Source organism: Seonamhaeicola sp. ABD4_340 (assembly GCF_056312135.1).
Genome location: NZ_CM149981.1, coordinates 2267591 through 2291094 on the forward strand (window position 1 = coordinate 2267591; position 23504 = coordinate 2291094).

The 23504-nt window shown below is 31.7% G+C and carries 20 protein-coding genes; 7 read left to right on the forward strand and 13 right to left on the reverse strand.

From position 1 onward, the window contains the following. Positions 1 to 73: 73 nt before the first annotated feature. The 4 genes from ACYX4H_RS09770 to ACYX4H_RS09785 form a co-directional block, all read right to left on the reverse strand. On the reverse strand, positions 74 to 4975 hold the full coding sequence (locus ACYX4H_RS09770; protein WP_476236067.1) for a choice-of-anchor L domain-containing protein: 4902 nt from the start codon (positions 4973 to 4975) through the stop codon (positions 74 to 76). A 147-nt stretch (positions 4976 to 5122) separates the two neighbouring features. Then, positions 5123 to 7798, reverse strand: coding sequence for a T9SS type B sorting domain-containing protein (locus ACYX4H_RS09775; RefSeq protein WP_476236068.1), 2676 nt, complete (start codon positions 7796 to 7798; stop codon positions 5123 to 5125). A gap of 69 nt (positions 7799 to 7867) precedes the next feature. Further along, positions 7868 to 8692, reverse strand: coding sequence for an ABC transporter permease (locus ACYX4H_RS09780; protein WP_475294223.1), 825 nt, complete (start codon positions 8690 to 8692; stop codon positions 7868 to 7870). A gap of 1 nt (position 8693) precedes the next feature. Beyond that, positions 8694 to 9605 carry an ABC transporter ATP-binding protein gene (locus ACYX4H_RS09785; RefSeq protein ID WP_476236069.1) on the reverse strand — a complete coding sequence of 304 codons (912 nt, stop codon included), beginning with the start codon at positions 9603 to 9605 and terminating at the stop codon, positions 8694 to 8696. A gap of 102 nt (positions 9606 to 9707) precedes the next feature. On the opposite strand from ACYX4H_RS09785, the gene ACYX4H_RS09790 reads away from it, so the two are divergent. Beyond that, on the forward strand, positions 9708 to 10790 hold the full coding sequence (locus ACYX4H_RS09790; protein ID WP_475294221.1) for a hypothetical protein: 1083 nt from the start codon (positions 9708 to 9710) through the stop codon (positions 10788 to 10790). Here ACYX4H_RS09790 and ACYX4H_RS09795 read toward each other — a convergent pair. From ACYX4H_RS09795 to ACYX4H_RS09820, 6 genes are all read right to left on the reverse strand, one after another. Continuing rightward, on the reverse strand, positions 10787 to 11299 hold the full coding sequence (locus ACYX4H_RS09795) for an IS1096 element passenger TnpR family protein (protein WP_476236070.1): 513 nt from the start codon (positions 11297 to 11299) through the stop codon (positions 10787 to 10789). The two genes, ACYX4H_RS09790 and ACYX4H_RS09795, sit on opposite strands and share 4 nt — an antisense overlap. A gap of 37 nt (positions 11300 to 11336) precedes the next feature. Continuing rightward, positions 11337 to 12359, reverse strand: coding sequence for a COX15/CtaA family protein (locus ACYX4H_RS09800; RefSeq protein WP_476236071.1), 1023 nt, complete (start codon positions 12357 to 12359; stop codon positions 11337 to 11339). Positions 12360 to 12393: 34 nt separating this feature from the next. After that, positions 12394 to 13812 (reverse strand): CCA tRNA nucleotidyltransferase, encoded by a 1419-nt coding sequence (locus tag ACYX4H_RS09805; protein ID WP_475294218.1) that lies wholly within the window; start codon positions 13810 to 13812, stop codon positions 12394 to 12396. 139 nt (positions 13813 to 13951) lie between these two features. After that, the gene (locus ACYX4H_RS09810) at positions 13952 to 14512 is read right to left on the reverse strand and encodes an L-threonylcarbamoyladenylate synthase (protein WP_476236072.1); all 561 of its coding nucleotides are present in this window, start codon (positions 14510 to 14512) and stop codon (positions 13952 to 13954) included. Between the two features lie 5 nt (positions 14513 to 14517). Then, on the reverse strand, positions 14518 to 15471 hold the full coding sequence (locus ACYX4H_RS09815; RefSeq protein WP_476236073.1) for a glycosyltransferase: 954 nt from the start codon (positions 15469 to 15471) through the stop codon (positions 14518 to 14520). Next, positions 15450 to 16499: a glycosyltransferase gene (locus ACYX4H_RS09820; protein ID WP_476236074.1), complete on the reverse strand. Its 1050-nt coding sequence runs from the start codon at positions 16497 to 16499 to the stop codon at positions 15450 to 15452. The genes ACYX4H_RS09815 and ACYX4H_RS09820 overlap by 22 nt, the downstream gene beginning before the upstream one ends. Before the next feature lie 89 nt (positions 16500 to 16588). Here ACYX4H_RS09820 and ACYX4H_RS09825 point away from each other — a divergent pair, with 89 nt between their 5' ends. Further along, complete coding sequence (locus tag ACYX4H_RS09825; RefSeq protein WP_476236075.1) at positions 16589 to 17350, forward strand: lipopolysaccharide kinase InaA family protein; 762 nt, start codon at positions 16589 to 16591, stop codon at positions 17348 to 17350. Here ACYX4H_RS09825 and ACYX4H_RS09830 read toward each other — a convergent pair. Next, entirely contained in the window at positions 17347 to 18108 is a 762-nt protein-coding gene (locus ACYX4H_RS09830; RefSeq protein ID WP_476236076.1) for a glycosyltransferase family 2 protein, read from the reverse strand. The two genes, ACYX4H_RS09825 and ACYX4H_RS09830, sit on opposite strands and share 4 nt — an antisense overlap. Positions 18109 to 18255: 147 nt before the next feature. Between ACYX4H_RS09830 and ACYX4H_RS09835 the strand changes: the two genes are divergently transcribed. Beyond that, the gene (locus ACYX4H_RS09835; RefSeq protein WP_476236077.1) at positions 18256 to 19086 is read left to right on the forward strand and encodes a glycosyltransferase family 2 protein; all 831 of its coding nucleotides are present in this window, start codon (positions 18256 to 18258) and stop codon (positions 19084 to 19086) included. Here the strand turns inward: ACYX4H_RS09835 and ACYX4H_RS09840 are convergent. Continuing rightward, on the reverse strand, positions 19079 to 20143 hold the full coding sequence (locus ACYX4H_RS09840) for a glycosyltransferase family 9 protein (protein WP_476236078.1): 1065 nt from the start codon (positions 20141 to 20143) through the stop codon (positions 19079 to 19081). The genes ACYX4H_RS09835 and ACYX4H_RS09840 overlap by 8 nt on opposite strands. An 83-nt stretch (positions 20144 to 20226) precedes the next feature. Then, positions 20227 to 21042, reverse strand: a complete 816-nt coding sequence (locus ACYX4H_RS09845; protein ID WP_476236079.1) for a 2,3,4,5-tetrahydropyridine-2,6-dicarboxylate N-succinyltransferase — start codon at positions 21040 to 21042, stop codon at positions 20227 to 20229. A gap of 454 nt (positions 21043 to 21496) precedes the next feature. Here ACYX4H_RS09845 and ACYX4H_RS09850 point away from each other — a divergent pair, with 454 nt between their 5' ends. The 4 genes from ACYX4H_RS09850 to ACYX4H_RS09865 all read left to right on the forward strand — a co-directional run bounded on the left by ACYX4H_RS09850 (position 21497) and on the right by ACYX4H_RS09865 (position 23455). Beyond that, a complete protein-coding gene (locus ACYX4H_RS09850) occupies positions 21497 to 21793 on the forward strand; it encodes a hypothetical protein (RefSeq protein WP_476236080.1) in 297 nt (98 codons plus the stop codon). 141 nt (positions 21794 to 21934) lie between these two features. Further along, positions 21935 to 22345 (forward strand): Holliday junction resolvase RuvX, encoded by a 411-nt coding sequence (gene ruvX / locus ACYX4H_RS09855; protein ID WP_475294209.1) that lies wholly within the window; start codon positions 21935 to 21937, stop codon positions 22343 to 22345. 43 nt (positions 22346 to 22388) lie between these two features. After that, positions 22389 to 22979 carry a peptide deformylase gene (gene def / locus ACYX4H_RS09860; protein WP_475294208.1) on the forward strand — a complete coding sequence of 197 codons (591 nt, stop codon included), beginning with the start codon at positions 22389 to 22391 and terminating at the stop codon, positions 22977 to 22979. Positions 22980 to 23032: 53 nt separating this feature from the next. Further along, positions 23033 to 23455 carry a DUF5606 family protein gene (locus ACYX4H_RS09865; RefSeq protein WP_476236081.1) on the forward strand — a complete coding sequence of 141 codons (423 nt, stop codon included), beginning with the start codon at positions 23033 to 23035 and terminating at the stop codon, positions 23453 to 23455. The last annotated feature ends 49 nt before the right edge of the window (positions 23456 to 23504 follow it).

Consider the following 23504-nt stretch of genomic DNA (forward strand, 5'->3'; position numbering starts at 1 on the left):
GACGTTACAATGTTGTAAAGGTTTAAAACTTTTAGATAAAAAGTAATAAAAGTAGAATGATTTGAATGTTTTGTTAGCGTTTTAATGCAAAATGTCCTTTTACATTGAAAGCTTCACCTTCGTGTAAAACATCGGCCGAAAACCAATAATCATCGGCTGGCATGTTATTTCCGTTAAAAGTTCCATCCCAACCCACCGATGTATGCGGTAGTGTTTTTATGAGTTTTCCGTGGCGGTTGTATATATATACAATGGTTCCAGGTATTTCTTCAATACCAACAATATGCCATGTGTCATTAAAACTATCATTATTTGGTGTGAAATACTTAGGTACATCAATAACCACTACAGTTCTTGTAGCATCTGTACAACCGTTTAAATCTCTAATAGTAACAAGATGCGGACCGTAAGTAACGTTTTCAAAAATATTAGATGTTTGTGGTTCGGCATCATCTAAAATATAAACATAGTCTCCAATGCCACTAACATTAACAGTTATACTATTAGGGTCTGCAAAATTAACTGTTGTGGTGAAGTTAATATCTGCTTCTTGTGATTCTATTACAGAAAAAGGGTGCGTGTATTCACAATCATTTCCAATAATATTTGGGGTTGTTACGGTAACCCAATAATTGCCAATTTGTGACGGGTTGGTTAATATTATTTGAGGTGTTGTTGCACCAGTAGACCATTGATAAGTGTCTGAATCATTACCAGTGTAGGCATCAATTACAAGTGGTAGGTTATCTAAGCACAATGGAACAATATCATCAATAGGAATTATAGGTAACGGATTAACGCGTGTTGAAAAGTTGGTAACATCAAAACAACCTGTTGCATTATCTTCAACTCTGGCGTAAATAATTTCGCCGTTAAAAGCAGCATGCAAAATGTTTAAAGGGTTTTCGTTGTTTTGGGCATCAGTATTTGATGAGAAATAAGTAACCGTGTAATCATTACCGTTTTGAGAGCCTAAAATAGTGTTTGCTGTAGTTGAGAGATTAAATTCAAAAAAGCCATCAAAATCGTCATCACAGGCTACTAAATCTGGTGTTGTATTTGCAACTGGGTTAGGGTTTACTTGTAAATTAAATGATGTTACAATTACGCATCCTGTGTTTACATTTGAAACTCTTACATATATAGTTTGAAAACTAGATGCGTAATTGTAATTTGTGTTTAAGGGATTTGTGTTTGCTGTAGCATCAGGTTCACTCTCGTGATATGAAATGTTTACCAGGTTTACATCATTAACAATTAATGGGTTAACTTGTAATAAATCATAAAAATTTGAGCCGTTATCACAAATTTCAATGGTGCCAACGTTGTTTGTGTTTGGTGGTAAGTTAACTACTAAATCTTGCGAAATAACGCTATAACAGCCTGTTAAACTATTAACTACTTTAATGTATACGGTTTGTGAAGCAGAATTAAAGTTTGTTGGGTTTGTAATGGCGTTGGTGTTATCAAACCCGTCATTAGGGTTAATTTCATCAAAATTTTCAAAATAATAAACCTCTAAATCATCGGTAATTCTATCGCGCATTTCATAATCTGCTTCCTCTAAATTAAAGGCTGTAATACCGTCATAATCTGCATCACATTCCACTAAAGGACCTGAAACTTCAGAAATATCTGGTGCTGCAATTATATTCATGCCTAAGGGCTCAACAACATGACATAAAGAATCTTCGCTTTCAATTCTTATATAAATTGTTTGCGGATTTTGAGTGTTTGTATAGTTGTTGCCTAACGGATTTATATTTGTATCGGCATCATTAAATGTTGTGTGAAATGATATGTTTAAATTATCAGGTGAACCCGATGCAATTTCGGTACGTTTTGTGTCTAAATCGAAAATATGAATACCATCATTTGAAATATCATCACACACTAAAAAATCTACAATTGGGTTATAAATGGGTTCCGGTGATACTTGAATGGTCATTGATGAGGTTGCAAAACAAGTACCAGCATCGGCAGTTAAATTTTCAACTCTAATATAAATAGTTTGTGGGCTAGAGGTATTTTGGTAAACGTTATTTTTATCAATAGCATTGGCTAGATTGCCGTTTAAAGCATCGTTTTCATTTTCAAAGTAATACACTTCTTTACCTGTTTGCCCATTGAGTACATTTACATCCATGTCAGATAAAATAAAATCTGCAACGGTGGTGCCTGTTTCTTCACAAATTTGAAAATCTAAATCACTAGGTATTACAGGTAATGTGTTAACATAAACATCAATATTTGTTATGTTGAAACAACCTGATACGGCGTACTCTAAACGTGTGTAAATAGTTTGTGTTTCAGCATTAAAATTAGTGGGGTTTGTAATGGCATTTGTGTTATTTAAAGCATCATTTTCAGTGGTGAAAAAATGAATGTCAATACCACTGGTGTTTGATATCATTTCGGGTATTTTATCTTCTAAATTAATGGTGAAAAAACCATCTTGATCATTATCGCAAATAACAAAAGGTGAAGGCGGTGTTGTGTCTGGAGCAACTACTACTTCAATATCAAAAGGATTTACCGTTGAACAGCCAGAATTATCATTTTCAATTCTAGCGTATAGAGTTTCAACCGCATTGGTGTTAGTATAAAAATCTGGTAACGCATTTGTGTTGTTTTCAGCATCTGTATTTGAGCTAAAATAGGTAACCGTAAAATTGATGTTATTATTGGTTATCATGTTATCTAGCGAATGCAAATCTATGCTAACAATACCATCACCATCAGTATCACAATAGGGGATTGGGTCTACCGATTCAAACAATAAAATAGGATTTACTAATAAGGTTATTTCGGCATTATCAACGCAACCAGAGTTTGTGTCTTCTAACCTAATGTAAAGCGTTGTAGGGCTTATTGCAGGATAAGGAGATCCTTTATCAATGGCATTCGTGTTATTGTTTAAATTGTCTTCGGTTTCAAAAAACGTAACGTTTATTGGGTTTGGTAAATCGTTGTTTATAAATGTTTCAACAATATTAAGGTTGAAATTTAGTGTATCATTTTGGTCGTCATTAACATCACAAAGGGCAAAATCGCCTGTGTCTGTACCTGTTAGTAGTAAATTTGTATGCGCTTCAATAAGTGTTATAGAGGCGCAACCGGTATTATTATCTTCAACCCTAACATAAATATTACTATAACCGGGTTCGCCTGCAGGATTGGTGTAATCATAATTAGTTGGGTCTGCAATAGGGTTTGTATCTGTTTCAGCATCTGTAAAACTTTCATGATAAGAAACAGTAACATTGGTTAAACCACCTAAAATATCGTTAATAGCCTGTGTTAAATCAAAATTTGCACTACCATCACGTTCAGGGTCACAAGCATCAAGAAACTGAGTATCTCTATTAATTATAGGGCTTGTAGTCATGTTAACTGTTAAGGTTGTAGTGTTAAAACAACCGGTGTTAACATTTACAATTCTAACATATACAGTATCTGTGGGTGTGTTGGTATTTACATAAGACCCCGGAATGGGGTTGCTACCTGTTGATGCATCTAAAGCATTGTAATGGTATGAAACCATGAAATTGCTATTGCCACCAGATATTTCAGTGTCTTTAACTGTTAAATCAATTACGGTATAACCATCGGGTGTGTCATCACTATCACAAACTTCTAAAGGTGTTGGTGGTGTAGCGTTTGGAGCTTCGTTTACAATTAAATTGAAGGTTGTGTATGCAAAACAATCAGTATCAGTATCATCAATTCTAACATAAATGGCCTGCGGATTTGATGAATTTGAAATTGGGGCATTAATAGCACCAACGTTACTTCGGGCATCGGTTTCAGAAAAGTGATATGAAAATGTGTAATTTGTAAAAGGAATGTTTGCAATTAATTCAGCGTTTTTTGTTGATAAATCAAAAGTTTCAGTGCCATCACCACTGCTATCATCACATAACTGATAATCTGTAATAGCATCAATAGGTTCTTCGCTGTTTAAAACTATGTTTATATCATCTTCTTCAATACAATTATTGGCATTTAATAGCACGCTAACTTCAACTCTGTAGTTTCCATCTTGTATGGCGTTAAGTGTTGGGTTTGTTTCGCCAGCTATTTCGGTATTGTTTAAAAACCATCGGTATGTTGCCGATGCGTTATCAATATCGGCATCTAAAATTACAGAACTTGCACAGGTTTCAATATCTTCACCTAAATCTAAAATTTCAAAACTATTACCTTCAATAAACACAGCCGAATCAAAGGTGCCGTCACGCTGGTCTGCAATAATTAATTTTACGTGATATTGTACGTAAGGCACAATAGTTTCGGCAGCTGTAAGCACTGTTGTTCTTCCGTTATAGTTGGTGTCTCCGGCGTTGTAAACATCAAAATATTGTTCGTTTTCTGGCGGACAAACACCAAATATTTCATTGTGAACTGTGGTAGAATTTACAGGTTGATTAGTGCCAGGAACTACCGCTATATTTCGGTACGGATTGCTTGTGCCTGCTTCTCTAATTAAGAATACAAAATTGTCTGAAATCTGGCAGGGATTTATATCAAAATATTCTTCAGAAGCATATAAATAATTAAACTGAAATTGGCTTGATGTTGATGTAAAATCAAACTCAATAGAAGTTGCATTTAGTGTATTGTTTATACCCAAAGCGGTTTCAATATCTGGGTCTGTGCCCCAAGTGGTTGAACCCTCGCTAAGGGTTGGTGTACGCGGGCTGTTACCACCAGAATTTGCGCTACCTGTAGAAAGCATTATACCGTTTTCAAAAGGAAAATTTGAAGCACCACGTTCAAAATACGCATAACTAGGAAACCCAGATGCACTACCGTTTACAGATGATGATATGTTGGTAATTTCAACACAACCATCAACAAAATTATCTTCTATTAATTCTTGAACTCCAACAGAGCTATTTACTGATATTTGCTGTGAAAAAACCAAACTGCAACCGCAGATAAAGGTTAAAAAGAATATATATGGAAATTTCATAGCTGTAGGTTTTTTTCAATCAATTTTTTTGGGCTACATATAACTAATTTTGAGGAAGTTATATAGTGGCGAAAATTATATCTTTTTCAGATGAAATGCAAAGAAAACACGATTAAATGCATTAATTTTTGTTAATAGGTTGTTAAACTAATTTTTTAGAGTAAAATGATTTTTAAAAATTCTACCATCTTGTAACGTTATAGAAAACCAATAATCATCGGCAGGTAATTTATTGCCATTAAAATAGCCATCCCAACCATTACTTAATGGGTTTAATTCTTTTACAAGCTTGCCATACCTATCAAAAATTTGAATTTTAGTATTAGGTTGAAACATATCATTTACGCCATAAATTTGCCATGTATCGTTTTTTCCATCGTTATTAGGTGTGAAAAATTTTGGAAAACCTATAACGCTTACTTTTTGTGGTGGTGTTGCGCCACAGTTATTTTTGGTGTCAATTACAGAAACAGTATAAATACCAGGTTTAATATTTTCAAAAATATTACTGCTTTGGTAGGGTGCGTAAACTACGTTGTTTTCATCTAACAACCTATATTCATAATCACCTTCACCAGAAACAATAACGGTTATGGTATTGTTTGCAGCAGCATCTTTTACATTTATAGCATCAATAGTGGCTATGTTAGAAGGCAGCACTGTTACAATTCTAGTTTTTGAACACATATTGTTGTTAGTTACAGTAACTTCATATTCTCCTGGTTGGTTAATATCTATGTTATAACTGTTTTCTCCAGTAGACCATTGGTATGTGTAATTACTTTTATTACCAACCAAAATACCTGCGTTAATGCTAATTGTTTTTGGGTATGTGTTTAGGCAGTAATGCGTTGTAAATTCAGTTTCAATATTAGGTAAAGTATTAACAACTAGTTGTACTTGGCTAATGCCATAGCAGTTATTGCTGTTTTCTGTTCGGGCATAAATTGTTTGGTTATAGGCAATGGTATTTGTGAAATTATTGCTAAGTGCATTTATTTCTAAAAGAGCATCATTATACGTTGTGTAAAAAGTAATGTTTAACCCCGTTGGAAGCCCGTTAATAATGGCATTTTCAGCATTTTTTAGGTTGAAGTTGTAAAAACCATCTTCTAAACCATCATCATCACAAACTGTAAGCTTAGTGTTGTTTGCATCAGTAATGCTAACGCTTATGGTTAGTTCAGAAAGGCTAAAACACTGTGTTTTTTCATCAATAACTTCAACAAAAATGGTTTGCGGATTTGATGTGTTTTTAAAATTGGCGCCATCAACTTCGTTAGTTCTGGCAGCATCAGTAAAAAACTTTGTAGTTACTAAAGAGTTTCCGCCAGTAATATTTGGTATTGCTTGGTTTAAATTAAAGTGCGTTATACCGTCTTTAACTCCGTCTTCATCACATTGTAATAAATTATGATTGAAAGCGGAAGGATTTGCATTTATTAAAACAAAGGCATCGCCTTCAATAGCACAATCGCCATTATTGGGGTCAATGTACACTTTATAATAGCCAGATTCTGAAACTTCTAAATCAAAATCCGTTTCAGGCAAAGGTGTGTTGTTAAACGTCCAGGTATAAGTAGCTCCGGGAATTTCAGTTGCCGTTAAAGTATAAGTATCACCATCACAAAGATTGAGGTTTGTAGCGCTTTCGCCGTTTTTAATTATGTCAATTTGTTTGTTAAAAAAAGAAGCGATAAAAGGCGGTAAACCTTGCGAAGATTTATTTGCACCTAAGTTTACAGCATTGTGTTGATATACACTACCCGTGCCAGCAATATTAGGATTATTTATAACACCTAAATAGGCTAATCCTTTAGAGTAAGTGGCGCTTAAAGCACGGTAAATTTTTCCGTTAGGACCTAACTGTAAGCCGCCACGGTATAAATTTCTATCATCTAAAATTACTTGTGATGCTTGAATATCTGGTGCTGTTAAATTGAATTGTGCTAATACAGAAGTATGATTTTCAGGTTCTTCATTTCTGGCTTGGTTATTTAAATCGAAAAAATTATTGTAGGCGTGCACATATAAAAGTTCACTATTTGGTGAGAATTCAACGCCATATGGAAATGGACTTTCACTACTATTTATAGATAAATATTTAAGATTAGAGGCTTTACCAGTAAATGCATCAAAATCAAAAATTTGTAAACCGTCAACGGTATTGGCAGCAGCCATTTTTGTACCATCGGGAGATAATTTTAAATATCCGCGCCTGTCTTGAATGGCCATTGAAAAGGTAGATTTAACAGATGTTGTATTAACACCAGCGGCACTTACTTCAAAGGCATGAAATGTATTGTAGAAATTAGGTGAGCCATCTTCTGAAGCTAATGTAATTACCCATATAGATTTTGTTATGCAGTCTTTTAAAACTGCTGTTAGCTTTTCGGAACAATGCTCTAATAAATTGATGTTTTTTTGCGTAACAGCACCTAAACCACCATTTAGTGAAATATCTACAGTTGAGTAATTAAAGCCATTATCAGGGTCTGTTCCAATAGTTGTATCTACCGTGAAAATATAATAAATATTGGGGTCGTTAGGTTTAGGTACAATAATAGCAGATTGCGTGCTAGAATTATCACCAAACAACCCAAAGCCATTTTGCATAGCTACGTGGTTTTTATTCCAAACCGTAGTGCCATCGGTATAAAAAAGTAAATTTCCAGAGTCGTCTGATATTGATGAGCAACCCTCATTAGTAAATAACATACCGTTATTTACTGCTGTTAAATTATTGTTTGCTAAGTTAAATTGAACACCGGCACCGTAACCAAAGTACCAATTAGCAGCTTGCCTTTGAGCAAACACACTCATTGTGCAAAACAAGCAAAAAAGGATTAAATAATTATTTTTCATTAGAGATAGCAAGTGCTACCAAATATATTATAAATCGCGCTTTTTTAATAATCTATACGATAAAAAGATAAATAAGGCTGTCCAAGCTAAAACTATAAGTATTTCGTAAGAATGTGCTCCATAATCATAAGCTAAATTAGCTTTATCAGGAAATTTTGTCATGGCAATTCTTTGGAAAGGTTGGTCTATGAGTTTGTACATAGATTTTAACGGGAAAAAGTTTTGAATTTTCTCTGCTATATTGGTGTCTGATTGCCATGCTAAAAGCCCGAAAATAATCCATTCAACAATAAATAAAATAAACAAAAAAGCAAGTGCAAAAGCAGAGCGTTTAACCAACATGCCCAAGAATAAACACAAGCTAAAAAAGCCAACAAGTTTTACAAAATAGGCTATTATAAATTCGGTTTCTTTTATAATAATAGCAAACTCATTGTAGCTAGAATAATAAAGCCCAATACAAAGCGATATTAAAAAAATTAATAGGGTTGAAACTAATGAAAAGAATACAATAGTATAAAATTTTGAAAGTATAAATTCCTTTTTGCTTAACCCGTCAATTAAGTTTTGTTTTATGGTTTTGTTACTGTATTCATTACCAATCATGCTTACTACAACAATGGCAAAAAAGAATTTGAATTGCGATGAAAAAAACGTGGTTAAATGCCAAATAATTGGAAAGTTAAAAATACCTAATTCACCTAATTCTAAAGTAAAAAAACCAAAAACATTTATTTTGAAAGACGATAAAAGGATTACAAAAAATGGTAAAATAAACGATACAAAAATGAGTATTTTACTGGTTTTATTTAGCAGAAGCTTTTGTAGCTCTAAATGTAATAATCTAAACATGTTATTGGTTTTGTTTGTTGTGGTTGTCAGTTAGTTTTAAAAATTGTTCTTCTAAACTTTCTTTGCGTTGTACTAAATGGGTAAGAATTATACCTTTTTCAAAAAGTAGTTTGTTAAAAGTGTCAGATTTCATGGGTTCTGTTAAAAAAGCAGTTACCAAATCATCTTCAACTTTAATATTACCAAAAGCGTTATGGTTTTCTAATAAGCTAATTAATTCATTTTGGTTGTTGCATTTAAGTTCAAAAAAGCCATGGCTAGAAATCATTTCATCAACACTGCCGGCATATAGTTTTACGCCATTTCTTAAAACAACCACATGCGAGCATACTTTTTCAACTTCATCTAATAAATGTGAAGCCAACAAAATAGTGGTGCCTTGTGCAGCAATTTGTTTAATAATTTCTCTAATTTGATGAATGCCTTGAGGATCTAATCCGTTGGTAGGTTCATCTAAAATTAAAATTTCAGGGTCGTTTAAAAGGGCAGAAGCAATTGCTAAACGTTGTTTCATGCCTAAAGAAAACGCCTTAAATTTGCTGTTTTTGCGGTTTAATAGGCCAACAATTTCAAGTTTTTCGTCAATTTTACTATAATCTACACCTTTAATTTTGCATACAAGTTTTAAGTTTTCATAACCAGACATGTAAGGGTAAAAGTTAGGGCGTTCAATAATAGCGCCTACCTTTTTTAAGGCATCATGGGTTGAGGTGTTACCATCAAACCAATAAAAATTGCCCGATGTTTTATTTACCACATTTAAAACAATGCCTAAAGTGGTAGATTTTCCACTTCCGTTAGGTCCTAAAATACCGTAAACATTACCTTTTTTAATGGTGAAAGAAAGGTTTTTTACCGCAGTTAATTGTCCAAATTTTTTGGTGAGATTGTTAATTGTAAGAATAGATTCCAAAATAGTAAAACTTTTTTTGCTAGTAACTTAGCAATGGTTAGTTATATGGGTAAGACGAGCCTGTTTATATTTTGTTACACACCTGCAAAAAAACATTTAAAAATGAGTAACTTTACAGGTATGGAGGATTTAAAAATATCAAAAAAGAAACCGTCTTATCCAATTAGCGAAAAACTTAGTAATTATTTGGCTGAGTATAATAGGAACAGCGAAATACCAATTTTTTATGATGATTTATTGCGTTTTCAAGGTTCTATTGTAGTGTATGATAAAGATGACAATGATACGCTTTGGGTGCGCGTGTATTATAATGATTATGAAAGAGAAGAAATTGAAATGTCTTTAAAAAAGGTGTATGCCATTTTACATTCTGATGGTAATGAAGAGGCGCATCCATTTTTAAAAGTTGATGCCATAGATTTTTGCACCTTTGGAAACTCAAAGCCCTTCAGAATAAAAATTAGAAATATTTTAAATGATAATTTTACTTATTTCTATGTGAAAAAAGCCGATGCCTCGCGTGTTTACGGTTTAGAGTTAGAGCATATGCTTTCACCTTCAAACTTAAATTTTTTGGTGTATAAAAATACGTTAATAGAAGAGCATATTTCTGGCATACCAGGTGATGTTTTTATAAAAACCATGCTGCCAAATTGTAGCAAATCTGAAAAAGCGCAAATAGCTAAAGAATTTGTAAAGTTTAATGAGCGCTGTATGATTAGGCTTTTGGGAGATATGCGCTCATATAATTACGTAATTACACCAACCCATGATTTTGACCATGTTGTTTATAAAATTAGAGCTATAGATTTTGATCAGCAATCATACGAAGGCAAATTTAATATTTACAGGCCGCAGTTTTTTAAAGAAAATTTTGAAATGGTTCAAATGGTTTCTGGCACTTTAAAAAAATTATCAATAAACCAGTACAAAACCGAAGAGCGTTCAATATTAGTAAAGCGTATGAAAAGTTTTAATGATAGAATTGCTCATTTAATTTCGTGCATGACAGAAGATTCTATTTCTAAAGTTGAAAATATAGATATGCTTAAAAAGGATATTTATAATTACTCTAGAGATAAAAAGTTTTTAAAATGTAAGTCTATGGGGCAAATTTTAAAATGCGGATTAGAATTTTTAACAACAAACTATGAGAATGTAAACCCTTTGAAAATAAGGGTTTAGTTCCAGTTTTCGTTAAAGTCTAAATCGTCATAATCGTCCACGTCAAAATCATCTTCAAATTCATTAAAATCATCATCACTATCTGCTTCAAAAACGCGGTCTGGGGCAGTATCTGGTATTTGCCCATGTACAAACATAAGGTTTGGGTAATCTGTGCCTTCAACAACATCAACAATTTCAGCAAGTTCAACGTAAAATGTCCACATGCTTAAAAAATCATACACATAAATAAGTTTTGGTTGGGCTTCGTGTACCACATCATTAATAGTGGTTTCATTCATTAAACGGGCGCCACCGTTATCACTTAAATCGAATAATGATATTTCTTCACCTTGGTCCCATTGGTCATTGCTTAAGTAAAATGAAGCCATTTCACTACCGTCAAAACCAAACGATTGCGTAATTATATTGTGCAAATCTTCAAGAGAATCTGTTTCTCTAATTTCTAAATCACGAAAAATATCTTCTTCTGTATCGTTATCAAGTATTACTCTAAACCTGTAAATCATTATGAAAAATTATAGTGCAAAGTTACGCTTTTTTGTATTATTTGCTAAACCTATGCAAAGTAAAAGTAATAGCGCTTAACAAGAAAAACGCACCAACTTGGTGTGCTACACCTAACCACACGGGTACTTGTAATATAATGGTTAAAACGCCTAGTAAAAATTGAAAAAACACAATAGCCAAAAGGCTATTTATAGCGCGGTTTTGTGGTAATGTTAATATTAATTTTCTAGACTTTAGGTAAATTGCTATTATTAAAACAACTACTACATAAGCTAAGCAACGGTGTATAAATTGCACACCACTTTTACCTTCAATAAAGTTTTTATATAACGGATTTTGTTCAATGTAAACCGTTGGATGCATTAATTTACCTTCGCTCATCATGGGCCAATGGTTGTGAATAAAACCAGCATCTAAACCAGCTACAAAAGCGCCATAAATTATTTGAATTATAAGAATTATAAAACTAAAACGGATAAAGTTTCTAAAAGCAATATTGATGTCTTTTTTATTAGGATACATTAAATCTAAAGCTACCCAAAAGGTGTAAGCAAATGTTAAAAAAGCAGTTGTTAAATGAGCTGCAAGCCTGTAATGACTCACATCTGGGTTGTCAACCAAACCGCTTTTAACCATATACCAACCCAAAAAACCTTGAAATGCTCCCATGCAAAGTAGTATAATGCATTTTTTTATGGTTGGTTTTGTAAGCTGTTTTCTAATTAAAAAATATACAAACGGAATAAAAAATACTAAGCCAATAAAGCGGCCAATAACGCGATGTAACCACTCCCAGAAGTAAATATCTTTAAAATCTTGAAGGTTAAAGTGGTTGTTTAATTTTTGAAATTCAGGGTATTGTTTGTAAAGGTTAAAGGCTTCTTGCCATTCGGTTTCATTCATTGGAGGAATAGTACCCGAAATTAGTTTGTAATTTGAAATAGATAAACCCGAGTGTGTTAGCCTTGTAATACCGCCCACAACTACCATTACAAATATTAAAAAACAGCCTGTTAATAGCCAATAAATTACCCTTTTGTTGTCTTTTGATTTTGTCACAGTTTTTAAAATTTAGTTTTCTAACTTCTAACTTCTAACTTCTAACTTCTAACCCTAATTTTTTTCCTTTTTCAAGCATTAATTTATGTGCTGCATTGTATTCATTAGGAATATCGCCTTCTAAAATAGCTTCTTTAATAAATTCTTTTATAACACCAATTTCTTTTGAAGGTTTTAAGTTGAAGGTTTTCATAATTTCTTCACCTGAAATAGGTGGTTGAAAATTTCTAACATGGTCACGAGCTTCAACTTCAACAATTTTATCTCTAACTATTTTGAAGTTATTATGGTATTTTTTAAATTTTTTAGGGTTTTTGGTGGTGATATCTGCTTCGCAAAGTGTCATTAAATCTTCAACATAATTGCCAGCATCGAAAACCAAACGCCTAACAGCAGAATCTGTTACAATATCTTGGGCTAATACAATAGGGCGTGAGCTCATGTACACCATTTTTTGAACAAATTTCATTTTATCATTCAAAGGCATTTTTAAGCGTTTAAACAGTTTGTATACCATTTTTGAGCCTTCAAACTCATGCCCATGAAACGTCCAACCAATTTTTTTATGAAACTTTTTTGTGGGTGCTTTACCAATATCATGCAAAAGTGCTGCCCAACGTAGCCATACATTTTCAGTGTGTTTAGAAATATTATCAACCACTTCTAAGGTGTGATAAAAGTTATCTTTATGGCGCTGACCTTCAACCTCCTCAACACCTTTTAAGGCAGTAAGTTCTGGTAAAATATAATTTAAAAGTCCTGTTTTTTCTAACAGTAAAAAGCCAATGGATGGTTTTGGGCTTTCAAGTATTTTATTAAGCTCTACAACAATACGTTCTTTGGTTATTATTTTTATTCTTGATGCGTTACGTGTAATGGCCTGTAAACTTTCATGCTCTATGGTGAAATTTAATTGTGTAGCAAACCTTATAGCACGCATCATGCGTAACGGATCATCGCTGTATGTAATATCTGGGTTTAAAGGCGTTTTTATTAATTTTTGAGATAAATGAGATACGCCTTCAAACGGGTCTAACATATCACCAAAATGTGTTTGATTTAAGTTTAAAGCTAAGGCGTTTATGGTAAAATCTCTTCGGTTTTGGTCATCTTTAAGTGTGCCGTTTTCAACAACAGGATTTCGGCTATCTTCAGTGTATGATTCTTTTCTGGCCCCAACAAATTCAACTTCAATATCATCATGCCTAAGCATTGCGGTGCCATAGGTTTTAAAAATTTGTACCTTAGGTTTATTGGGTAACATTTTAGCTACTTGTTTAGCTAGGTTTATACCACTGCCAATAGCAACAATATCAATATCTTTAGCGTTACCGCGTTGTAATAAATAATCGCGTACAAAGCCACCAATAACGTAAGCTTCAACGTTAAGTGTGCTAGCTGCTTGCGAAATTGTTTTAAATAACGGGTGTTTTAATGCTTCTTTATGGTTCATTTTTATGCCACAAATTCACGTTTGTTTTTTGTGAAACAATACGTTTGTAATTCAATAAAACTTCATGGTTTTGAGAAATAATATTTAAACATTAAAACGCCCAAAAAAAAAGTGTTTTTTAAGTGTTGTAAGTTTGAAATTATTCTCTAATTATTTTAACAACACCATTGTTGCTTAGTTTAATTATTGATGAAGGTTTATTGCAAATTTTTTCTTTTTGCAAATTTACGACATAATCTACGCCATTTAAAATATCAGGGCTTATTTCTTTAAATGATTTTGGTGTTGGTTGCCCACTAATATTTGCAGATGTGGATACTATGGCTCCGTTGAGTTTTCTAGATAACCAATAGCAAAAATCGTCATCAGGAATTCTTATAGCAATACTACCATCTTCAGCTATTAAATTTTGAGCTAAGTTTTGGGCATCATCATAAATAATAGTGGTTGGTTTGTTGGTAATATCAATAATATTTTGGGCGGCAAAAGGTATTTTTTTTACGTGTTTACTAAGCATTCTGTCATCAGCCACCAAACATATTAGTGCTTTGCTATCTTCACGTTGTTTTAAGTTGTATATTTTTTTTACGGCATTAGGGTTTGTAGCGTCGCAACCTATGCCCCAAACAGTATCTGTTGGGTATAAAATAATACCACCTTCTTTTAAAACTTTTAATGCGTTGTTAATTTCGGTTTGCATATAATTTAATCAATAAAATTAATTTCTTGTTTGTGCTTTAAAGATTTAGTTAGTGGAGCACCTGTTAAAAGTGTTAGCCATAATTTCCAATATTTTGGTTTAATTATAGATGTGAAAAAGTATCTTATTATGAAGTAGCTATTTAGTATTTTTTTTGATACCCAACCATAATGTTTTTGGGTGTGGTAAAGTAATGCTATTTTTTGTTCAATTTTTATAGCAATGTTTCTGTTTATACTGGCACTTTTGTAGTGTATATATTCGGTTTTAGGTACTAAATAATTATATTTTTTTAATTTTTTTAAAAGTCTTAAACTAATGTCAGATTCTTCATAATATAAAAATAAATTATTATCAAACCCGCCAACAGTATTAAAATCTTGTGCGTTTATAAACATAAAAGAACCTTGTACATAGTTTACCTTAACTGGGTTTTTGTATGTTTTTTTTCTGTTTAAATATGTTTTGGGGAATAAAAATTCTAGCGTTGCACGTTTTAAAATTTCGCGTTGTAATGATGAAAAATGATCAATTGTGGCTCTAAATTTTTTGTGTTCATCAAGCATTTGAGGAGAACATATTGCCGCGTCGGGTGTAGATTCCATAAACTTTTTAAGTACGCCTAAGCAATTTGGTGTAACCTGTAAAGTATCATTGTTTATAAATGCATAGTATTTACAGTTTTTAGCATGTTGAACACCAAGCATATTTCCGCCTCCAAAGCCAGTGTTAAATTTACTTCTAACAAGCGTTATAATAGATGAGTTTAATGCGTTTAGTTGTGCTTTTAAAGCGTTGTAATCTTCTATTTTTGAATTATTATCAATTACTACAACTTCAAAGGTTAGTTGTGTATCATTATGTGATTCTAAAATAGATTTAACGGCATTATAGGTGAATTGAGATGTGTTGTAATTTATAATTATGCAACTAACATCTATTTTAGTATTGGTTTCCATCTATTTGCAATGTTTTTAAGCGAATATTGTTTTGATATTTCAATATTATGAAGTGACATACTGTTGCTAAACCCGGTATTAATTACATTGTTTAAAGTGCTTACAATGTTGCCTTCATTAAAAATATAACCTACTTTATTTGTAATTATTTCTTTTGGGCCTGAGTGGTTACTGGCAATGGGAATTAGCCCAAGTGACATGCCTTCAATAATTATAATGCCAAAAAGTTCTTCCCAAGTTTTTGTTTTTTTAGAATTTAAAATTACATATTCATGTGTTTTAAAAACGTTTATAAGGCTGGGTTTATCATAAATTGGTTCTAGGTAATTTATGTTATCATATTTGTTGGCAAAATTAATAACATTGTTTTTTAGTTTTCCGTCTCCAACAATAGTAATGCTAGCACTTTGGTTTTGTTTAAAATAATCTAGAATTTCAATAATACCTTTTTGGGGCAATAACCTGCCAACATAAATAAAACTATTGGCTTTTTTTTGTGTTATTGGGTTGTTATAAAAAGCATTGTTGTTAGAATGGTATACAACACTTATTTTATTTTCAGCAATGTTATAATTGGTTAAAAGTTCTTGTTTACTTTTATTAGTTACGGCAAAAATGTGTGTTGTTTTATTTTCTAAAAACTGTTGCCAGCAATTAAAGGTTTTTTTTGTGTTTTTTTTGTGTTTTGGATGAAACGTTTTATCCCAACATGTCCATGACGTATGATAGTACACATCATGTTTTTTTAAAAATTTTAAAATATAAATTAATTTATAATCGAAAGGCGCAATACCTAAAACTATTTTTTTACGTTTTGTAAATACTAATGAAATAAAAAAAGCAATATTTTTTAATTGCTTAGTAAATAAACTAAAATTACCTTTAGTAACACTTTTAAAAAGCTTGCTGAAAATTGAAAACTCTCTGTGTTTTAAAGTAATATTATGTTGTTTTAATAAAAAATCTAAAGCTACATAATGCCCTTTTGCACCATTTTTATGAAGAATATATACTACTTTTTCAGACATTATAATAACTACACCTAATTAGGCACAAATATATACAACTTAAATTTATAATTTTACACCAAAGTATTAAACCACAAACATTAGTTATTTTGCAAAAACAAATAAATGCAGACTTTGAGGTAATTGAAGATTTTTTAGATGACATTATTTTAAACTTTAGTACTAAAGGTGAAAATTTTGGAAATCAAGACAGAAACTCTTTAAAACTCTTTAAAGTTGAAGGTGAGCTTTTAAATGTAAAATCGTTTAAAGTACCTAACGCTATAAACCAAGTAGCTTATAAATTTTTTAGAAAAAGTAAAGCACAGCGTTCATTTGAATACGCAAATAGGCTTAAAAATTTACAGATTGGTACGCCACAACCCATTGCATTTTATGAGTTTACAACACCATTTTTGTTTAAAAAAAGTTATTACATAAGTAAACAGCAATCTTGCAACTTAACTTATAGAGAATTAACAACCAATTTAAATTATCCAAACCATGAAGCAATTTTACGTGCATTTACAAGGTTTACTTTTAATTTACACGAAAAAAATATTCATTTTTTAGACCACTCACCAGGTAACACGCTTATAGAAATTAACAACGGTAACTATAAATTTTATTTGGTTGATTTAAACCGAATGGAATTTAAAAAACTAGATTTTGATACACGGGTAAAAAACTTTTCAAAATTAACCATACACAAACACATGATTGAAATTATGAGTGATGAATATGCAAAATGTATTGGTGAAGATTATGAAAAAGTGTTTAATGTTATGTGGCAAACAACCCAAGCATTTCAAGATAAATATCACCGAAAAAAAAGATTGAAAAAGAAGTTGAAGTTTTGGAAAAAAAGTTAGCTATTGTTTTTAATAAGCTGTCTAAGTTTGGCGTATTTTAAAAAGCGAGTGTTAGCGGTTTCAACAGAAATAAAAAAGCCATTAAAACCATCTAAAAAACCAAGTTTTAAAATATAAGATTGAAAAAATGCCCAAGTTGGGTTTATAATAATTTTATATAAAGGAGCTTTTTTTCCTAGTTTATAATAAGCCTCGGCAGAAATGGTGGTGAACACTTCAACCTTACTGTTTAACTCAGCGTAAGTGTTGTAGTTCCAGTGTAAAATATCACCTTTTAAAAAACCTGTTTTGTTTTTTTTATCGGTTAATGTAATTCTATCATGCGGGTTTATGCCAGCCCATTTAGCCTTTCTTCTATCAAAAACACGTAATTTTTTATCAGGATACCACGTAGTGTGTTTAATCCATTGTCCGCAAAAACAATTAAATCTGTTACTGTAATAACCATCAAAAACCCAATTAGATTTCACCTTTAAAATAGATGTTTGTAGTTTTTCAGAAAGCGCTTCATCGCCATCAAGAGATACTATGTAGTTATGTTTTGCCTGGGCAATAGCAAAGTTTTTTTGTTCTATGTAGCCTAAAAATTTCTGTTCAATAAACCTAACCTTATATTTTTGGCAAATAGCTTTTGTTTTATCTGTTGAAAAAGAATCAACTACAACAATTTCATCAACAACAGGTAATAAAGATTTTAGGCATTTTTCAATATTACGTTCTTCGTTAAAAGTTATTATTACTCCAGAAAGCTTTATCATTTCTCAAAAAAATTAAAAGTATAAAAGTACATATTTTACAACCATTGAAAAAAATAACTATGTAGTTAAAACTAATTTTTATGAATTTGAATGCACACTATTTACGTATATTTGCATCTATTAATTTTTTAGAAGAAAACACTTAAAATGTCATTGCCTAAAATTACTGTTATTATTGCTACATACAATAAAACTGATTGGTTAAAAAAAGTTTTATTTGGTTATAGCACACAAACTTACAAAGATTTTGATATTATCATAGCTGATGATGGTTCAACAAATGAAACCAAAACACTTATTGATACATTTAAGCAAAATTACCCAGTAGAAATTACGCACGCGTGGCATGAAGATAAAGGGTACAGACGCCAAAAAATATTAAACGAGGCCATTGTAATGGCTAAAAACGAGTATATTTTATTTACCGATGGCGATTGTATACCACGAGAAGATTTTGTTGAAACACACGCTAAATATGCTCAAAAAGGTTATTTTTTATCTGGTGGATATTGTAAACTTCCTATGGATATTAGCGAAGCTATTACAGAAAATGACATAAAAACTAAGCGTTGTTTTGAAGTGTCATGGTTAAAAACTCAAGGCACACTTAATTGGAAAAATAAACTTAAACTATCTGCTAAAAATGGGTATGCCAACCTAATGGATAGTATTACACCTACAGGTGCTACATTTAATAACTGCAACTCTTCTGCATGGAAAACCGATTTAATTGCCATAAATGGGTATGATGAGCGTATGCAATACGGTGGGCCAGACAGAGAATTGGGCGAGCGTTTGGTAAATAATGGTGTTAAAACCAAACAAATTAGATACAAAGCCATTTGTTTGCACTTAGACCACGCCCGTGGTTACAAAACACAAGAATCTTTAGACAGAAACTTAGCTATTAGAGCTAAAGTGAAAAAAGAAAATATAAAATGGACACCTTACGGAATAAAAAAAGAAACTGTTAATTAGTTTTTAAAAAGGTGTTTAATGAATTTTCAAAAAGTGAAGGTTCAAACTTAAGGTATAATGCTTTGGCATTATTTTTAAGTAGTTTAGGGTGTTCAATGTCATTGTAAACTTCAGGTTTGTAGTCTTTTAAATGAACAGAAACGTGTTTTTTTCCATCGTCAAACATGTTCCAAGCTTCTTTTTTAATCCATGGTGAAAACACAGTAAACGTAGCAATATTTAAAGCTTTTGCCATATTTATAGCACCACCTTCGTTACCAATTAATGCGTTGCAATGGGCTGTTATAGCTAAAAATTGGCGTAGGCTTTTTCCAAATACATTAAAATAAATTTGTTTTTTGGTTTTGGTGTTACACAAATTAAAAACAGCTTTGGCATCATTTATTTGTTTAGGTATGTAATTAAAAAGTAATTGCGCGTTAGGTTGTTGTTTTACAATGTGGTTTATAACCTGTGCCATATAATCAAAAGGATAGGTTTTATTACTACCGCTACCTAAAACACCAATCATGTAAAGTGGTTTTTGCAAATCAATATTACTGTTTATTAAAAATTGTTTTGCTTGTTCTTTTTCGGTGTTAGTTAAATAAATTTTTGGTTTTATAGGCTGTGAAATATTAATGTTTAATGCCGATAATAATTGTAGTCTGTTTTCAATGGCTAAACCTGCATTTGTTTTTGTGGTTTTAGCATCTTTAAAAGTGTGCGTATAAATAGCAGATGTGTACTTTTTATATTTTGAAATTTTTGTTTTTGCTTTTGAAAGTAATACAATTAAATTACTTGATAGTTTTGAATATACATCAATAACAACATCATATTTTTCATGTTGTAATTGTTTAGCAAATGAGTATAGTTTTAGCTTACTTTTTTCGTGTTCTGGTGTGAAAAATTTAAAAGCATCAATAAACGGATTATTTTCAACTACCGGATAGGTGTGCGAGTTTATTACATAATGCAGTTCTGCATTTGGATATTGTTGTTTAATAGCTTCAAATAATATACTTGTAGCTAAAACATCACCTATCATTTTTTGTTGAATAATTAAAACCTTCATAGCGCTTTTAAATTACAAATAAAAAATTCCAAACTCCATCTAGTTTCAGGAATTTGGAATTTTAACACATATTGTTTTTCAAATTAAACAGCTACTTCGTTATCACGTAAGGCATCGTTTAATGATGTTTTCTTATCGGTGCTTTCTTTACGTTTTCCAATAATTAAAGCACATGGTACTTGGTATTCTCCAGCGGCAAACTTTTTGGTATAACTACCAGGAATTACTACCGATCTTGCAGGTACTTTACCTTTCATTTCAACAGGTTCGTTACCGGTAACATCAATAATTTTTGTACTCATAGTTAAAACAACACCGGCACCTAAAACAGCTTCTTTTTCAACGTGTACACCTTCAACAACAATACAACGTGAGCCAACAAAAACGTTATCTTCAATAATAACTGGTGCAGCTTGTAAAGGCTCTAAAACACCACCAATACCAACACCACCAGACAGGTGTACGTTTTTGCCAATTTGCGCACAACTACCAACGGTAGCCCAAGTATCAACCATGGTGCCTTCATCTACATATGCGCCAATATTTACATAACTTGGCATTAAAATAGTGCCAGCAGAAATGTAAGCACCGTGTCTTGCAACAGCATGCGGAACCACGCGTATACCTTTTTCTGCATAACCATTTTTTAAAGGTATTTTATCATGAAATTCTAACGGGCCAGCTTCAATAGTTTCCATTTTTTGAATTGGGAAATAAAGTACCACACCTTTTTTTACCCATTCATTTACTTGCCAACCACCTTCAATAGGTTCTGCTACACGTAATTTACCTTTGTCAAGTAAATCAATTACAGTTCTAATGGCTGTAGTTGTTCTTTCTTCTTTTAATAAATCTCTATTGTCCCAAGCAGCTTCAATTATTTGTTGTAATTCAGTCATCAGTATTTAAATTTTTGGCTAAAGTACACGATTATTTTTTCAATTAAAAACTACTAAAACACAAATAAAACATTTATTAAGTAAGGCATCGTTTTGTGTGATTAAATATAAATATCGGTCGGTTTTTTTAATAATAAATCAAGCTTTAAAAGAAAAAATAGCTTAAAATACATAAACTGATAAGCTTTAAAATCACCCTAAAAAAGCATGTTTTTAAACCGATATAATGCGCGCTTTAAGGCTTTAAAAAAGTAAAATATGCTTTTAAATGTTTAAAAGGTCGGTTTAACTACATGTTTAGGTTTTTTTAATCGTTAAAAAACTGCGTTTTATCAGTTAATCGGCTGTTCTGTGCACATTTTCTAATAAACGAATTTTCAGGTTTCTACAACTAATTTTTTGCTTGCAAAGCTTACCCTCAACCTATATTTGAATCAACAAAAACAACAAAACAATGAACAACAAGTTTTACATATTTTTAGTTTTAGTTTTAGGATTCACTTTTGCAAATGCACAAAGCGTTGACAAAACTACAGTTGAAACTGAGAAAACTGTTGTAGTTTCAAATGAAACTAAAGAGGTTTTAAATAATACTACTAACACTGAAAATGTTTTAATAATTAGTGAAGAAGAATTAAAAGAAACCATAGCGGCTACTGCCAGTGATATAAGAACTTATTTCAACAGAGAAAGAAATGTTGACAACATTAAATTATTATTCCCTAAATTGAATAAGCAAATACAAGCTTAATCTCTCAATCTCTCAATCTCTCAATCCCTCAAACTCTCAAACCCTCAAAAGTTTATATATAATAAGTAGGTTAACTATAAAAGGCTGCCGTTAAGGCGGTCTTTTTATTTTAAATAGGCTACTTTTGTTTAAAACAAATACATGGCTAGAATTTTAGCAATAGATTACGGAACAAAAAGAACAGGCATTGCTGTAACCGATGAACTTCAAATTATAGCATCGGGCTTAACAACCGTAAATACCAAAGAGTTAATACCTTTTTTAAAAAAATATATAAGTACAGAAACTGTTGAGCTTTTTTTAATAGGAGAACCAAAACAAATGGATAATACCGCTTCAGAAAGTGAAGTACATATTCAAAAGTTTATAGAAGCTTTATCAAAAGAAATTCCGCAAATTCAAATTAAAAGAGTTGATGAGCGTTTTACATCAAAAATGGCATTTCAAACCATGATTGATAGCGGTTTGAAAAAAAAGCAACGCCAAAACAAAGCACTAGTTGATGAAATTAGTGCCACGCTTATACTACAAAGTTATTTGTATACTAAATAAAATAGTATTTGTACTTTTGCAAAATTATTAGCAATATTAAATTATGATTTTACCAATAGTTGCCTACGGCGACCCCGTTTTAAAAAAGAAAGCTAAAGATATTACCAAAGAGTATCCTAAACTAGATACACTTTTAGAAAATATGTTTGAAACCATGTACGGCGCCTATGGTGTTGGTTTAGCAGCTCCACAAATTGGGTTGCCAATTCGTTTGTTTTTGGTTGATACAGCACCTTTTGCAGAAGATGAAGATTTAACTGCCGAAGAACAAAACCAATTAAAAGATTTTAAAAAAGTATTTATAAATGCTAAAATTTTAGAAGAAGAAGGTGATGAGTGGGCGTTTACTGAAGGCTGTCTAAGTATACCTGATGTTAGAGAAGATGTGTTTAGAAAACCGCAAATTACCATTGAGTATTTTGATGAAAATTTTGAAAAACACACACAGCAGTTTGATGGTTTAATAGCACGCGTAATTCAGCATGAGTATGACCATATTGAAGGTGTATTATTCACAGATAAACTATCTAGCCTAAAAAAGCGTTTAATAAAAGGAAAACTAAATAACATTTCTAAAGGAAAAATAAATATAGATTATAGAATGCGTTTTCCAGACCAAAAAAAGAAACGATAATATTTGCAATACAGCTATAAACGCATGATATTTGCGCCTTTCAAAAAAATAATATGAGTTTAGAAAAAGTACTTTCAATTTCAGGAAAACCAGGTTTGTATAAGCTAGTAACACAAACTCGCGGTGGTTTTGTAGCAGAATCCTTAATTGATAAAAAACGTTTGTCAATTGGGCTTCAAAACAATGTAAGTGTTTTAAGTGAAATAGCTATTTATACCTTAGCCGAAGAAGTACCTTTAGTAGAGGTTTTTAAAAAAATTAGAGATAAAGAAAACGGCAATCAAACTTCAGTAAAACCAAAAGATAGTAAAGATAAACTTGAAGAATACTTCTTTGATGTTTTACCAGATTATGATGAAGATAGAGTGTATGCCAGTGATATTAAAAAAGTAATACAGTGGTACAACTTACTGCAACAACACGATATGCTTGGGTTGTTAGATGAAGATGCTACAACACAAGATGAAGAAGAATAAATATAAGCCTCCTTTTTAAAGGAGGTTTTTTTATGCCCAATTGTAAGTT